Here is a 12647-nt window from a genome sequence, read left to right on the forward strand (position 1 = left end):
ATGTCAGCCTGTCACTGCCGCACATAAAAAAACGGCCGCGGATGCGGCCGTTTGCGGTGCGTGAAGAAGCCCTGCGGCTTACTGCTGGAAGGTCTTCGCCAGTCCGGGGTTGCCGGCCACGTTCTTCAGTTTCGGCGTGTTCAGCTCGGTGACACTGACCGTCTTCTGATTGCGCAGGTAGGTCGCCACCACGTCCCAGATCGGTCGGGTGTCCAGCGGCTCGCTGACATTGGCCCAGCCGGCCACCGCGTACTCCTTGTCCGGATCGATCGGCTTGCCGTTGAGCTCCATGTCGGAGATGCGGTTGCCGATGGTGGCGGTGGGGTCGATGCTGTACTTCAGACCGCCGACGCGGACCATGTCGCCGCCCTGCTGATAGTAGGGATCCTTGTTGAAGATGTTGTCGGCCACGTCTTCCAGGATGACCTTGATCCGCTCGCCGGTCATGTTGTTGAGCGTGGTCGAGGGATAGGTCAGCGCGGTCTGCGTCATCAGGTCCTCAAAGGTGATGGGCTGGCCGGGCAGCAGGCTGGTGCCCCAGCGGAAGCCGGGCGAGAAGGCGATCTCCGCGCCCATCTCCTCGATCATGGCGTCGCAGATCAGCTGGTCGAAGGTGCCGTTGAAGTTACCGCGCCGGTACAGGGTGGTATCGGTGACGGCCAGTTCCTCTGCCAGCTTGTCCTTGTAGGGCGCGCGTACCGCTTCGATATGGGCGCTCATCTCGGCGTCGGCCTCCAGCAGGTTGGAGAAGACCGGCAGCAGGTGATACTTGAAGTCGCGCACCTTGCCGTTCTTCACATCCAGGTCCAGCACGCCGAGGAACTTGCTGTTGGAGCCGGCGTTGGTGACCAGGGTCTGGCCGCCGCTGTTGCTGACCACCAGCGGCTGCGGCATGGCGTCGTGGGTGTGGCCGCCCATGATGGCGTCGATACCGCGCACCTGCGAGGCCATCTTGATGTCCACGTCGGCGCCGTTGTGGGAGAGCACGATCACCACCTGGGCGCCCTCGCCGCGGGCCTGATCCACCATCTGCTGCATGCGCTCGTCGCGGATGCCGAAGCTCCAGTCGGGGATCATGTAGCCGGGGTTGGCGATCGGGGTGTAGGGGAAGGCCTGGCCGATGATGGCGGTCGGCACGCCGTTGATCTCGCGGATCGAGTAGGGCTTGAAGATGGGGTCGCCCCAGTCGTTGTCCACCACGTTCTGGGCGAGGAATTCGATTCTGCCCTGGAAATCGTTCTCGATGATCTCCATGACGCGCTCGGCGCCGTAGGTCATTTCCCAGTGCGGGGTCATGATGTCCACGCCGAGCAGCAGCTGGGCGTCGACCATGTCCTGGGCGTTGGTCCACAGCGAGGTAGCCGAGCCCTGCCAGGTGTCGCCGCCGTCGAGCAGCAGGGAGCCGGGGCGCTGGGCGCGGATGCGCTTGACCAGGGTGGACAGGTGAGCGAAGCCGCCGACCTTGCCGAAGGTGCGGGCGGCTTCCTCGAAGTTCAGATAGGTGAAGGCATGGGCCTCGGGGGTCCCGGGCTTGATGCCGTAGTACTCCAGGAATTTCTCGCCCACCAGGTGCGGCGGACGCCCCCGCATGTCACCGATGCCGAGGTTGATGCTGGGTTCGCGGAAATAGATCGGCAGCAGCTGGGCGTGGCAGTCCGTGTAGTGCATCACCGAGACATTGCCGAAGGCGGGGATGTCGTACAGGTCGCTGGATGCCGCGTTCGGTTTCACGCCCCCGGGCTGCTTCTGGGTGGACGATCCGGATTCGCAGCCGGACAGATGGATCCCCGACATGCCGGCGATGGCCAGCATCTGCAGGAATTCGCGGCGTGACAGACTCATCGATAACCTCCAGTGTACAAGGTGGAAAAGGGTAGACCGGCGCGAGGCAGGTACGGTGTCGCAGCCCGCCGTTTCTACAGCTACAGGGGGCGTTCCAGAGTGGACGTGCCCGGCCGACGGGTTATTCCATCAGGATGATTCAATTTTAAACAAAAAACCCGGTTTGGCGAACCAAACCGGGCTGATTGGCTGATCAGGTTATCAGCTTACTTGCGGGCACCGGGACCATTGACTTCCAGACCATTGCTCATGTAGGTGTGGAAGTACTCCAGGGCCTTGTACTCGTCGCTCTGTGCCGGGAACGGCTTGGCGCGGACCTGCTTGTTGCAGCCGCCGTAGCGACGGTGCAGGGTGCCGAGCTCGCCCCACTTGGAGCGGTACACCGGGAAGTGCGTCACATGGCCCAGGGCCGGGCTCAGCAGATCGGCACGGACGTTCCTGCCGGCGTTGTAGACGTGGCAGTCGGCGCAGGCCATGTTGAGCTGGCCACGCTTGGCATAGAAATGCGCCTTGCCGCGCTCGTAGGCCTCCATGGCGCGTTCGTCATCGGGGATCTCGATGTCGATCTCATTGCCACGCGAGGTATAGGCCATGTAGGCGGAGATCTGGGCGATCTTGCCCTTTTTCCAGCCCAGCGGTTCCTCGCCGTTCTTCACGCGGCAGGCGTTGATGGCGCCTTCCAGGGTGACGACCTCACCGCTCTTGGTGTCGAAGTAGGGATAGTTCTGACGGATGCCCTTGCCGTCGTTCTCGAAACAGCTGGCGTAGGTCTTGCCGTTCTTGAACGGGGTGTTGAACATCTCCTTGCCCGCGGAGATATCGATCTCGTAGGGCGGGAAGTCCTCGATGGCCTCCCACTGTTCCCGCGATGCCTCATCGAGTGCATAAACGCCGTTGACGTAATCATTCATGGGGACGTCGGGGAACCGCTTTTCAAAATAGGTCCGGAATTCCTTCAGATCTTCCTGCGGAGTGGCGCTGGCCGGTTGGGGGACCATCGCCACCATGCCTGCTGCGGCAACCGCTGCTAGGATTTTTCTCATTGATGCTGCCTCCTTCGGTTATCAGCCGGGACCGCACCAGCGGCGCGGTCCCGTCATCATTATGCGATTTTGGTTTCGATGGAGTCGCTCTCACCCTTGTTGTCAACCCAGCGCAGGGTCAGGGTGTCGCCTTTCTCGGCGCCCTTGAACCGGAAGGAGAGGTAAGGGTTCTTGGAAATGGCGGGGCCCCACTGCGCAGTCATGACGGTTTCGCCCTTGTGCTCGCAGACGACTTCCTGGATGTAGTGCGCAGGGATCGTCTTGCCTGTCTTGCTGTCCTTGCGCAGACCGGTTTCCATAATGTGGCTGATCAGGGCCTTCACCGTCGTGGTGTCGCCGGAAAGCCTGGCGCGAATCTTGATCGTGTTTGCCATTGTACTAAACCTCGTTTCGTAAGAAATATCCGCTGAGTAGGGTCGCTGATCAGCCGCCGCAGCCGCCGATGGTGACCTTGACTTCCTTGCCGGTGCTGTGGAGGGTGCCGCCGGCCTTGACCACGGCGATGACGCTGGAGGTCTCGCTCATCTTGATGCGGGTGGCCACGAAGCCTTCCGCGCGGGGACTCATCACATAAGCGGAAGTCAGCGGAGTATTGTTCTTTTCCGCAATGATGCTGATGCTCTCGACTCCGTCAATCGATGTTTCGACGGAGATCGGCACCACGGCGCCGTTCTCGGCGATGTCGGGAGCCTTGATCTCGATCTTGTCGCTGCCTTCGAGCTGGCTCTGGCCTACCAGCGCGTTAAGGGCATCGTCCACTGAGGTGGCCTTGAAGGCATCCTTGGGCCAGGCGGCCAGGACTGTGCGCGGTGCGAGCAGTCCGCTGCCGACGGCAATGCCCACGGCGCCTGCTGCCAGTGAGCCTTTGAGTAGGGTTCTGCGTTTCATGTTCGTCACGACGTTTCTCCTAACTGGACTGTATCCTGTTAAAGCGTGTAGATGAATTCAACCACCTTGTCGATCTCGTCCTCGGACAGGATGTCATGGCGTCCGAAGGGAGGCATCATCGAGTTGGGGTTCATCTTGGTGGAATCCCAGATCTGGGCGCGCAGCTTGGACTTGTCGGGGAACCGCGCCTTCATGGCAATCAGGGGCGGGCCGATGTTGCCGGCGAGATCGCCGCCTTCGATCTGGTGGCAGGCAAGACAATTGCCCTTCTTGCGGTCAAAGGCAATCTGCTTGCCTTGTTCGATGACAGAAGCCTCCTCGGCGGATGCGCTTCCGATCGGTGCCAGTGACATACTTCCGAGCAAGATCGCAACGGAAGCGGCGGACGTTATGATGCTTTTGCCTTGCCGCATCTGTGCCTCCTCAGTGGTGTGGGTGTTGTGTGTTGATGTCATGTAACGTCAGGGTGCCAGCATAACCAAGCCCCTGGGTTGGGGATGATTCGATGCTCCGACAATCGAATATAGACTCATGAAAATACAGAGTCAAAGCCGCTGTCGTCAATCGCGTCAATCGGATGTCGCCTGGCACGGACCATCCTCCTGCAGTCTCGTGTCGCGGTATGAAACAACCTGTTTCATCACCGGCGGTCCGGGTCATCACTTGCGTATGCGTGCGCCTGCGTACCCCTTAGGACGAGACGGCACAGAGAAATATTCCACACCTTTCGTCCCGTGAATACGATTCTGGCTGCTGCCGCCTGAATGCGGCCTGAACGTGACAGGGTCATTCCTGTTCCCGCTCGGCGAGGGCTTCGCGCTTGAGCCGGGCCAGCCGGGCCTCGAGCCGCGAACTGGAGTAGAAGTCCTGCGGTTTCTGCTGCAGGGCCAGTTCGTACTGCTCGATGGCGGCGTGGGTCTGACCGTTGCGGTAATAGTACTCGCCCATGGCCTCGTAGGCCTCGGCCGGGCGGTCCAGGCCGCTGGCGGCCTTGGCCAGCAGCCGGTACAGTTCGGGGTCGGTTGCGTCCGGGTGCTGACGCACCTGCCGGTTGAGCAGGTCGTAGGCCGGCTGGTGCTCCCCGGCATGCACCAGCGCCTCGGCATAGTAATGACTGATGACAGGATTGCCCGGGTACAGCGTAATGGCAGCCTGGTAGGTGTCGAGCGCGCGACGGGTCTGGCCTTCGCGGCTGTGGGCCTGCGCCAGCGCAATCCGGTAGGCGATACGGTCGGGATCGGCCTCGTGCAGGGCGCGCAGCAGCGGTATCGCCTTGTCCGCCTGGCCGGCCAGGATATAGGCCTGGGCCAGGCCGTAATCACGGGCGGCCGGCGGGAGGCGGTCGCTGCCGATGTCGCTGAAGTAATCGACCGCCGCGCCCGGCTCCAGCGTTGCCGCCCGCAGCTTGGCGCGGATGAGGTAGAAGTTGAGTGACTCCTCCACCGCGCTGCGCCCCATCTGGTCAATGCGGGCCATGGCGTCGGCAATGCGGTCGCTGGTGACGGGATGGGTGCTGAGAAACGGCGGCGGAGTGCCGTAGTAGCGGCTCTGCTGCTGCAGCCGGTCGAAGAAACCGGGCATGCCGGCGGGGTCGAAGTCGGCGTCGCGCAGGGTCTGCATGCCGATGCGGTCGGCCTCCTTCTCGTTGCCGCGGGTGAAGTTGATCTGTTGCTGGATACTGCCGGCCTGCACGCTCATCAGCGCGGCCTGGCCGGCCTCGCTGTTCTGGGTGGCGATCAGGATGGAGGCCAGGATGGCGGCCGCCGTGGGCAGGTTCATGCGGCTGGCGCTGTCGTAGGCACGGGCGAGATGACGCTGGGTCACGTGAGCGATTTCATGGGCCATGACCGCGGCCAGTTCGCTTTCGCGCTGGGCGGCCAGGATCAGACCGCTGTGGGCTCCGATATAGCCGCCGGGTGCAGCGAAGGCGTTGATGGAGCTTTCCCTGACAATGAAAAAGGTGAAAGCCCGGCCCGGCTCACTGCTGTGCGCGGCCAGGCGGTTGCCCAGGCTGCGCAGGTAATTGACGATCTCGGGATCGTCGACGAACTGGACCGTCTGACGCAGCCGTCGATAGAAGGCCTCGCCCAGTTCCTGTTCCTTCTGCGGGCTGACCACCTGGCTGGCCGGATCGCCGATCTCGGGCAGCTGCAGGGGGTCGTCCGCCAGGGCAGGGGTGAGCGCGGTGGTGAGGGCCAGCAGGGGCAGGCCGAGCAGATTTCGCAACATCAACGTCATGGATCCGGGAATCGTATCCCTTACTCTGACACCGGAAACGGACAGGCGTTCACGGCAGTGGACGGCGACCAGCTTGCGGCCTGCCGGCAGAGTTGGCAATATATTCAGAATATCATTATTAACTAATATATAGAGGAGGTCTGATCCGCATGCTGGGAATCAAGGAGATCGATGCCGCGTCCCTGGCCGAACTGCTGGAGGCCCGGGGGGAATCCGTGCGCCTGCTGGATGTGCGTTCGCCCGAGGAAATGGCCCAGGGCATGATCGCCGGCGGCGAGGCACTGCCGCTGCACCTGCTGCCGCTGCAACTGGACCAGTTCCGCAATGAGCGCCGCACCCTGGTGTTCTACTGCCGCAGCGGGGCGCGTTCGGCGCAGGCCTGCCAGTTTCTCGCCCGCCAGGGCATCCGCGCAGAACTGATCAATCTGCGTGGCGGGATCATCGACTGGGTGCGTACAGGGCAGCCGCTGGCGCCGCCGACGCGCCAGGCCGCCTATGCTTGAGCCGCTTCAGACGGGCTGCTAGGGTGCCGCTAAGTTCCCTGGTCCGCTGCGCCGGCGGCGTCGGGCCGGACTTGCGTTTATACGGATCATCCCGTATAAGTGCGTACTTCAAAATTGCTGGATACCCGTCAGTCTGAAGTTCGCGCTGACCGTGATCGTTACCGATTCACCTTCGTTTATACTTGAGTGTAATTCAGAGGAGTACTCATACATGGCAAATTTCGACGAGGAACTGGATGCATCCGGCCTGAACTGCCCGCTGCCCATCCTGCGTGCCAAGAAGGCGCTGGCTGGCCTGGGAAGCGGCAAGGTTCTGCATATCATCGCCACCGATCCGGGTTCGGTTAAGGATTTCGAGGCCTTTGCCAAGCAGACCGGCAACGAGCTGATGGAATCCAAGGAAGATGGCGGCAAGTACCACTTCCTGATCAAGAAGGCCTGAGCCGGCTCACAGCGGTTCACGTTCTCTGCCGGCAACGGCAGCAAAAAAAGCCCCGCATCAGCGGGGCTTTTTTGTTGGTGGCGTAGGATGGGTGGAGCGTAGCGCAACCCATCGGGTGTCCGGAACGATGGGTTGCGGCGCTTACTCGCCTCCACCCATCCTACGCTGATCGGCTCATTGGAAGTTCCACACCAGCTGGGCGCTGAGGATATCCACCGAACTGTCATACTCGCCGGTGATGGTGCCGGCCGTGCTGCTGGTATGGTCGATGTCCGTATCCTTGACGAACAGATGGGCGTAACCGACATCCACCCGCATGGTCCGGCTGGGGCTGTAGGAGGCGCCCACGGCCAGCCAGCGGCGGTCATTGCCGGGGATGCGCGGGGTGCGGGTCTGGGCGTCCGGGATGGGCTCCTCATCGAAGGCCACGCCGGCGCGCAGGGTCAGGCTGGAACTGTGCCGGTAGTTCACGCCCAGCGAATAGCGATCGCTGTTCGACCAGTTCTCCGGGGTGACCGAGTCGGGTTGGCTGGAATCGAACTCGATGCGCAGTTCCTCGAAACGCTCCCAGCGGGTCCAGGTGTAGTCGGCCAGCAGGGTCCAACGGTCGTTGAGCTCGTGCGACAGGCTCAGCGAGACGCTTTCCGGCAGATCCACCCCGGCATTGACATCGGTCGGGACGAACAGGTCCTGGCCGGTGAAGAAGGGGTGGGCATTGTTGAAACTGGCATCGCCCTGCAGGTCCTGCTCGACCTTGGAGCGGTAGGCCAGGCCGATGCGGGTGCCCGGCTGCACCTCGTAGAGAAGCCCGAGGTTGAAGCCGAAGCTCCAGTCATCGCCCTTGACCTCGGCCAGGGCGTCGGCCCCCTGCGGAGTCAGGCCGAGCGGATCGCAGGTGGCCTGGGCCGCGGCCAGGGCAGCCGCCTGGCTGGCGCCGCCGGCCAGGCTGGCCTGGATCACGCCGCCATAGCAGCTGCTGCCCTGGTCGATGGCCTGGGTCAGTTCGGCCTCGATGTACTGGGCGCTCACGCCGGCACCGAGAGACAGTTTCGGCGTGGCCTGCCAGGCCAGGCTGGGATTGATGTTGATCGTAGTGACCTCGGACTTGATGCCATGGTAGCGGCCCACCCAGTCATCGTCGTACTCGGTGGCCAGGCCGAAGGGCGCGTTGATGCCCACACCGAACACCAGGTCCTCGCGCAGCGGCATGGCGTAGTAGAGGTTCGGGACCAGGGCCGCGCCACCGGCATCGCCGCCATCGCCGCCTGTGGCCACCGGATTTCCCAGGGGGTCCGTGGCGGTGCCGGAGAACTCGGTGCTGGGGCGCACGATGTGACCGGCCACCACCAGCTGCCGCCCTTCCAGCCGGGTCAGGCCGGCGGGGTTGAAGAATACCGTCGAGGCATCCTCGGCACTGGCGCCGGCGCCGGCATAGGCATTGCCCAGGCCGCTGGCACTCTGCTCGATCAGGGCGAAGCCCGCGGCCTGGGCCGAACTCCAGGCGCCTGTCATCAGGATGGCGCCGATCAGCGGGGTGGCAGACGGTTTTCTGGCGATCCGGTTCATCTTGATTCTCTCTCCCGTGTCATGGTCTGGCATTGAGCCGTGCAGAACTCGCACAGCGGCATAGGTTGCTTGAGTGCGCCGCCTGCCTCGTCCGAATACTTGTTGCGATTCTGCAACAAACGAATCTTCAGATTAAACAGGCATGTTCCTTGCTTAGTTCATTCCTGTTTGACAATTTTGGCCTAGCTTGACATTCTGTTGCAATCGCCGCAATAGCTTGTCGCGAGAAAACAACATATCTGGATTCCGCCAGGAGGGAGAATCAAAATGGTACGCACGTTCAAGGCTTCACTCGTCAGCTTCGCCGTGGCCGCGGCGCTGGCCGCCCCGGCCGCCTACGCCACCAACGGCTACTTCAAGATCGGCTACGGCACCAAGAATCGCGGCATGGCCGGTGCCGGCATCGCCTACGCCCAAGACTCCCTGGCCCCGGCCACCAACCCTTCCGGCCTGTCCTTTGTCGGCAACCGGGTGGATTTCGGTGTGGAACTGTTCAGTCCCAAGCGTGAGGCCCAGCTGGACGCGACCGCAATCGGCGGTACCGATACCGGCAAGGTCGACAGCGGCGCGACCCTGTTCGCCATCCCGCATGCCGGCTTCGCCATGGATATGGGCAACATCACCGCGGGCCTGAGCATCACTGCCAACGGCGGCATGAACACCCGTTACAATTCCAACCTGTTCACGGATGCATTTGCGCCGGCGATCGGCTGCAACGGCTCGGCCTTCTGCGGCGGTGTGCCTTCGGGCTTCGCCGGCATGATCGTGGGCATGGGCGGCACGGTGCCGGATGCCGTGCTGCAGGGGATCGGCATGAACCCCAACCTCAATCCCTCGCTGGGTGTGAACCTGTCCCAGGTCATCATCGCCCCCACCGTCTCGACCAAGCTGAATGAAAACCACTCGGTGGGCGGCTCGCTGCTGATCGGCTACCAGCGTTTCCGCGCCTACGGTCTGGGCCTGTTCCAGCCCCTGTCGAGCGATCCCACCAGCGTCACCAACAACGGCGACGACGATGCCTGGGGCGCGGGTCTGCGCGTGGGCTGGACCGGCAAGATCAGCGACAGCCTGACCCTGGGTGCCCAGGCCTCGTCCAAGATCTACATGCAGAAGTTCAGCGACTATGAAGGCCTGTTCGCCGAGCAGGGCGATTTCGACGTCCCGGCCCAGTTCGGCGTCGGCCTGGCCTTCTCGCCCACCGACAAGACCACCATTGCCGTGGACGTGCAGCACATCATGTACGGCGATGTGGATTCCATTGCCAATGACGGCCCGACCGCTGACGAGTTCTTCGGGGCGCTGAGCCAGGTGCTTCAGACGGGCGCTTACGCCGGTGCCGGTCGCCTGGGCGATGACGACGGCTGGGGCTTCGGCTGGGATGACATCACCGTGATCAAGGTCGGCGTGAACCACCGCTACAACGAGAAGTGGACCTTCCGCGGCGGCATCAACTACGGCGAGAACCCGATCGACGACGACCAGAACCTGTTCAATATTCTGGCGCCCGGCGTGGTCCAGACCCATGTCACGGCCGGCTTTACCTACCATCCGAGCCGCTATCAGGAATTGTCGGTCAGCTACATGCACGCCCTCAATACCGATCAGGACTACAGGTTCGCCGGCACCGGCGGCTTTGCCGGCTTCAGCTATGACACCGAGATCGGCATGTACCAGAACGCCCTCGAGATCAGCTACGGCATGAAGTTCTGAGCCAGCCGGATCGAAACAGGAGAGGGATGGCGTAGGGAACACGCCGGCACAGGGGCCATGGTGACATGGCCCCTGTTGCGTTCAGGTCCTGTTAAGGGCTAAATAACTAACGTTTTACAACAGTCTGCCGACAAGGCAGACAACCACCTTGGGAATGAGGGACAGGAGGCAATAATGAGAATGTTCAACTATCTGAAGCAGGGGCTGCTGATTGCGGTCTGCGCCCTGCTGCCGTTTGCCGCCAGTGTGCAGGCGGCGGACAAGTTCAAGCCCTTCGTGCTGGCCGAACGTGGACCGGGCGACATGGAGGAGAAGGTCGCCGAGGTCAAGGAATCGCTGCGTGACGCCGGCTTCGAGGTCGTCGGTGACTATGTGCCATTCGAGGATTCGCATGTCATCATATTTACCAGCGATGCCATCAAGAGCGTGGCTGTGTTGACCGAGTACGGTGGTTTCGCCATGGCGCAGCGCGCTGCTGTGGTCAAGGTCGGCAACGAACTGCAGGTGTCCTACGTCAACCCCGTGTACATGGCCCACGCCTACCGCCTGCGCAGCGATTTCTCCAATACCTCCGAGGCGCTGGCGCAGGCGCTGGGTCGGATTCAGGAGTTCGGCTCGGAAGACGGCCTGAGCGAGCGCAAGCTGCGCAAGTACCACTACACCTTCGGCATGGAATATTTCCCGGATGTGTATGAACTCGCCGAGCACAGTTCCCACCGGGCCGCCGTGGCTGCCGTGGAGAAGAATCTGCAGAAGGATGACGGCGTCGAGCCGCTGTATCGCATCGACATGCCCGGCAAGGATGTCACCATTATCGGCGTCTCCATGGCGGCCGGAGAGGACGGCGACAAGTACATGGATGACGCCTTCCAGATGTCGGTGGTCGACTTCGGCGAACTGAAGAACTCCGCCTATCTGCCCTACGAGATCATGATTACGGGCAACAAGGTCGTCGCGCTGCACATGCGCTTCCGCATGGCGGTGCATTTCCCGGATCTGAAGATGATGGGCTCCAACAGCTTCATGAAACTGATGCCCAGCCCGGCGGCCATCGAGAAGGCCCTGAAGGATGCCGTGAACGAATAGGCCGGTATCCGGAGCCGGATTCAGCTCGAAAGCCCCGCGACAGCGGGGCTTTTTTTGTGTCCGTGTCCCGTATTGGGGGACTTGCCATTGACTTTTCCCGGGTAAAGTTTTAAAGCGCCGGGACGCTACAGGGGTAACGCGTCGAGCGGGACAGGCCCGACGTGAATGAGGGGGAATCAATCAAGAGGGACGCAACGGTCATGGTCAAGACCTGGATAGAGAAGTTGAAAGGTGCCGCAGTCTGGCTCCCCGCCGGGGTGCTGATGGTGGCAGGGGTGCTGGATGCACTCGCGCTCGGCGGTTCCGGCGGCTGGTACCTGGCGATCGGGGCGCTGGCCGCTCTGCCGCCGCTGCTGGTGCTGCGCGCCGGCAGGCGGCGTGATCAGGCCTGGGGACAGGCGCTGGCGGCCCTGGCCGGCGGCGAGGCGGCCCGGCTGAGCCCGGCCATGCAGCGTGATGCCGCCATGGTCGAGGCCTTCAACCGGGTCGATGCCCGGATCGCCGAACGTGAAGCTGCGCTGGAACATGTGGCGGCGAGCCTGCAGGGCGCCATGGGGCAGCTGCAGGGCTTGATCACGACGGTCAGCAGTTGCGGCAATGACAGCGGCCAGCACGAGGCCAGCGTGGCGGTCGACGAACTGGTGCAGGCCGTCGATGAGATCGCCCGCAATGCCGCCTCGGCGGCCGAGTCCACGCATCAGGCCCTGAACGAATCCGAGACCGGCAAGGTCACCATGACCAATGCGCTGGGTTCCATGTCCAGCCTGACCGATCAGATCGGCAAGGCCGGCGAGGCGGTGGAACGCCTGAGCCAGGAGAGCGTGAACATCGGTGCGGTGCTCGACGTGATCCGCGGCATCGCCGAACAGACCAACCTGCTGGCCCTCAATGCGGCAATCGAGGCGGCAAGGGCCGGCGAGCAGGGGCGGGGTTTTGCCGTGGTGGCCGACGAGGTGCGTCACCTGGCCAGCCGCACCCAGTCCTCCACCCAGGAAATCCAGGACATGATCGAGGCCCTGCAGGGCCGCGCCAATGAAGCCGTCAAGGTCATGGGCGAGGGCACCAGTCAGGCCGGCGTGGTGGAGGAGATGCTGGAAAACGCCACCATGTCGCTGGCCGAGATCGGCGGTTATGTCCAGACCATCGATGGCATGAATACCACCATCGCCAGTGCCGCGGAGCAGCAGAGCGTCGCAGTGCAGTCCATTCGCGAGGTGGTGCGCAATAACCAGAACCAGGCCGACAATGCCCAGCTGGTCGAAAGCGAACTGCAGGCGGTGATCGGACAGATTGAGCAGATCCAGACCGCGCTTTGAGTCGGCCGCCGGG

General features: G+C 62.8%; 12 protein-coding genes. 5 read left to right on the plus strand and 7 right to left on the minus strand.

All coding sequences use genetic code 11. The annotated features are described in order from the left end of the window. Positions 1–78: 78 nt before the first annotated feature. From soxB to CFK21_RS05660, 6 genes are all read right to left on the minus strand, one after another. Positions 79–1842, minus strand: coding sequence for a thiosulfohydrolase SoxB (gene soxB, locus CFK21_RS05635; RefSeq protein WP_096365581.1), 1764 nt, complete (start codon positions 1840–1842; stop codon positions 79–81). 206 nt (positions 1843–2048) lie between these two features. Beyond that, positions 2049–2885 (minus strand): sulfur oxidation c-type cytochrome SoxA, encoded by an 837-nt coding sequence (soxA, locus tag CFK21_RS05640; protein ID WP_096365582.1) that lies wholly within the window; start codon positions 2883–2885, stop codon positions 2049–2051. 59 nt (positions 2886–2944) lie between these two features. Continuing rightward, positions 2945–3259 carry a thiosulfate oxidation carrier complex protein SoxZ gene (gene soxZ / locus CFK21_RS05645; RefSeq protein WP_096365583.1) on the minus strand — a complete coding sequence of 105 codons (315 nt, stop codon included), beginning with the start codon at positions 3257–3259 and terminating at the stop codon, positions 2945–2947. A gap of 49 nt (positions 3260–3308) precedes the next feature. Beyond that, positions 3309–3773 (minus strand): thiosulfate oxidation carrier protein SoxY, encoded by a 465-nt coding sequence (gene soxY / locus CFK21_RS05650; RefSeq protein WP_369801248.1) that lies wholly within the window; start codon positions 3771–3773, stop codon positions 3309–3311. Positions 3774–3811: 38 nt separating this feature from the next. Next, positions 3812–4186, minus strand: coding sequence for a sulfur oxidation c-type cytochrome SoxX (soxX, locus tag CFK21_RS05655; RefSeq protein ID WP_172844258.1), 375 nt, complete (start codon positions 4184–4186; stop codon positions 3812–3814). A 373-nt stretch (positions 4187–4559) separates the two neighbouring features. Beyond that, complete coding sequence (locus CFK21_RS05660; protein ID WP_096365589.1) at positions 4560–6002, minus strand: M48 family metalloprotease; 1443 nt, start codon at positions 6000–6002, stop codon at positions 4560–4562. Positions 6003–6160: 158 nt separating this feature from the next. Between CFK21_RS05660 and CFK21_RS05665 the strand changes: the two genes are divergently transcribed. Together CFK21_RS05665 and CFK21_RS05670 are read left to right on the plus strand one after the other, a co-directional pair. Then, positions 6161–6514, plus strand: coding sequence for a rhodanese-like domain-containing protein (locus CFK21_RS05665; protein ID WP_096365591.1), 354 nt, complete (start codon positions 6161–6163; stop codon positions 6512–6514). 211 nt (positions 6515–6725) lie between these two features. Next, the gene (locus tag CFK21_RS05670; RefSeq protein WP_096365593.1) at positions 6726–6956 is read left to right on the plus strand and encodes a sulfurtransferase TusA family protein; all 231 of its coding nucleotides are present in this window, start codon (positions 6726–6728) and stop codon (positions 6954–6956) included. 174 nt (positions 6957–7130) lie between these two features. Here the strand turns inward: CFK21_RS05670 and CFK21_RS05675 are convergent, their stop codons facing one another. Continuing rightward, entirely contained in the window at positions 7131–8522 is a 1392-nt protein-coding gene (locus tag CFK21_RS05675) for an OmpP1/FadL family transporter (protein WP_096365595.1), read from the minus strand. Between the two features lie 267 nt (positions 8523–8789). On the opposite strand from CFK21_RS05675, the gene CFK21_RS05680 reads away from it, so the two are divergent. From CFK21_RS05680 to CFK21_RS15580, 3 genes are all read left to right on the plus strand, one after another. Next, positions 8790–10232: an OmpP1/FadL family transporter gene (locus tag CFK21_RS05680; protein WP_096365597.1), complete on the plus strand. Its 1443-nt coding sequence runs from the start codon at positions 8790–8792 to the stop codon at positions 10230–10232. A 174-nt stretch (positions 10233–10406) separates the two neighbouring features. Then, the gene (locus CFK21_RS05685) at positions 10407–11318 is read left to right on the plus strand and encodes a hypothetical protein (protein ID WP_096365599.1); all 912 of its coding nucleotides are present in this window, start codon (positions 10407–10409) and stop codon (positions 11316–11318) included. 551 nt (positions 11319–11869) lie between these two features. Then, positions 11870–12634 (plus strand): methyl-accepting chemotaxis protein, encoded by a 765-nt coding sequence (locus tag CFK21_RS15580; RefSeq protein ID WP_255534312.1) that lies wholly within the window; start codon positions 11870–11872, stop codon positions 12632–12634. The last annotated feature ends 13 nt before the right edge of the window (positions 12635–12647 follow it).

The sequence above is a fragment of the Thiohalobacter thiocyanaticus genome (genome assembly GCF_002356355.1).
Classification (GTDB): domain Bacteria; phylum Pseudomonadota; class Gammaproteobacteria; order Thiohalobacterales; family Thiohalobacteraceae; genus Thiohalobacter; species Thiohalobacter thiocyanaticus_A.

Excerpts from the sequence above, each read along its gene's own strand:
- soxB (WP_096365581.1), bottom strand. The coding sequence starts at position 1,842 with ATGAGTCTGTCACGCCGCGAATTCCTGCAGATGCTGGCCATCGCCGGC.
- soxA (WP_096365582.1), bottom strand. The coding sequence starts at position 2,885 with ATGAGAAAAATCCTAGCAGCGGTTGCCGCAGCAGGCATGGTGGCGATG.
- soxZ (WP_096365583.1), bottom strand. The coding sequence starts at position 3,259 with ATGGCAAACACGATCAAGATTCGCGCCAGGCTTTCCGGCGACACCACG.
- soxY (WP_369801248.1), bottom strand. The coding sequence starts at position 3,773 with ATGAAACGCAGAACCCTACTCAAAGGCTCACTGGCAGCAGGCGCCGTG.
- soxX (WP_172844258.1), bottom strand. The coding sequence starts at position 4,186 with ATGCGGCAAGGCAAAAGCATCATAACGTCCGCCGCTTCCGTTGCGATC.
- CFK21_RS05660 (WP_096365589.1), bottom strand. The coding sequence starts at position 6,002 with ATGTTGCGAAATCTGCTCGGCCTGCCCCTGCTGGCCCTCACCACCGCG.
- CFK21_RS05665 (WP_096365591.1), top strand. The coding sequence starts at position 6,161 with ATGCTGGGAATCAAGGAGATCGATGCCGCGTCCCTGGCCGAACTGCTG.
- CFK21_RS05670 (WP_096365593.1), top strand. The coding sequence starts at position 6,726 with ATGGCAAATTTCGACGAGGAACTGGATGCATCCGGCCTGAACTGCCCG.
- CFK21_RS05675 (WP_096365595.1), bottom strand. The coding sequence starts at position 8,522 with ATGAACCGGATCGCCAGAAAACCGTCTGCCACCCCGCTGATCGGCGCC.
- CFK21_RS05680 (WP_096365597.1), top strand. The coding sequence starts at position 8,790 with ATGGTACGCACGTTCAAGGCTTCACTCGTCAGCTTCGCCGTGGCCGCG.
- CFK21_RS05685 (WP_096365599.1), top strand. The coding sequence starts at position 10,407 with ATGAGAATGTTCAACTATCTGAAGCAGGGGCTGCTGATTGCGGTCTGC.
- CFK21_RS15580 (WP_255534312.1), top strand. The coding sequence starts at position 11,870 with ATGGGGCAGCTGCAGGGCTTGATCACGACGGTCAGCAGTTGCGGCAAT.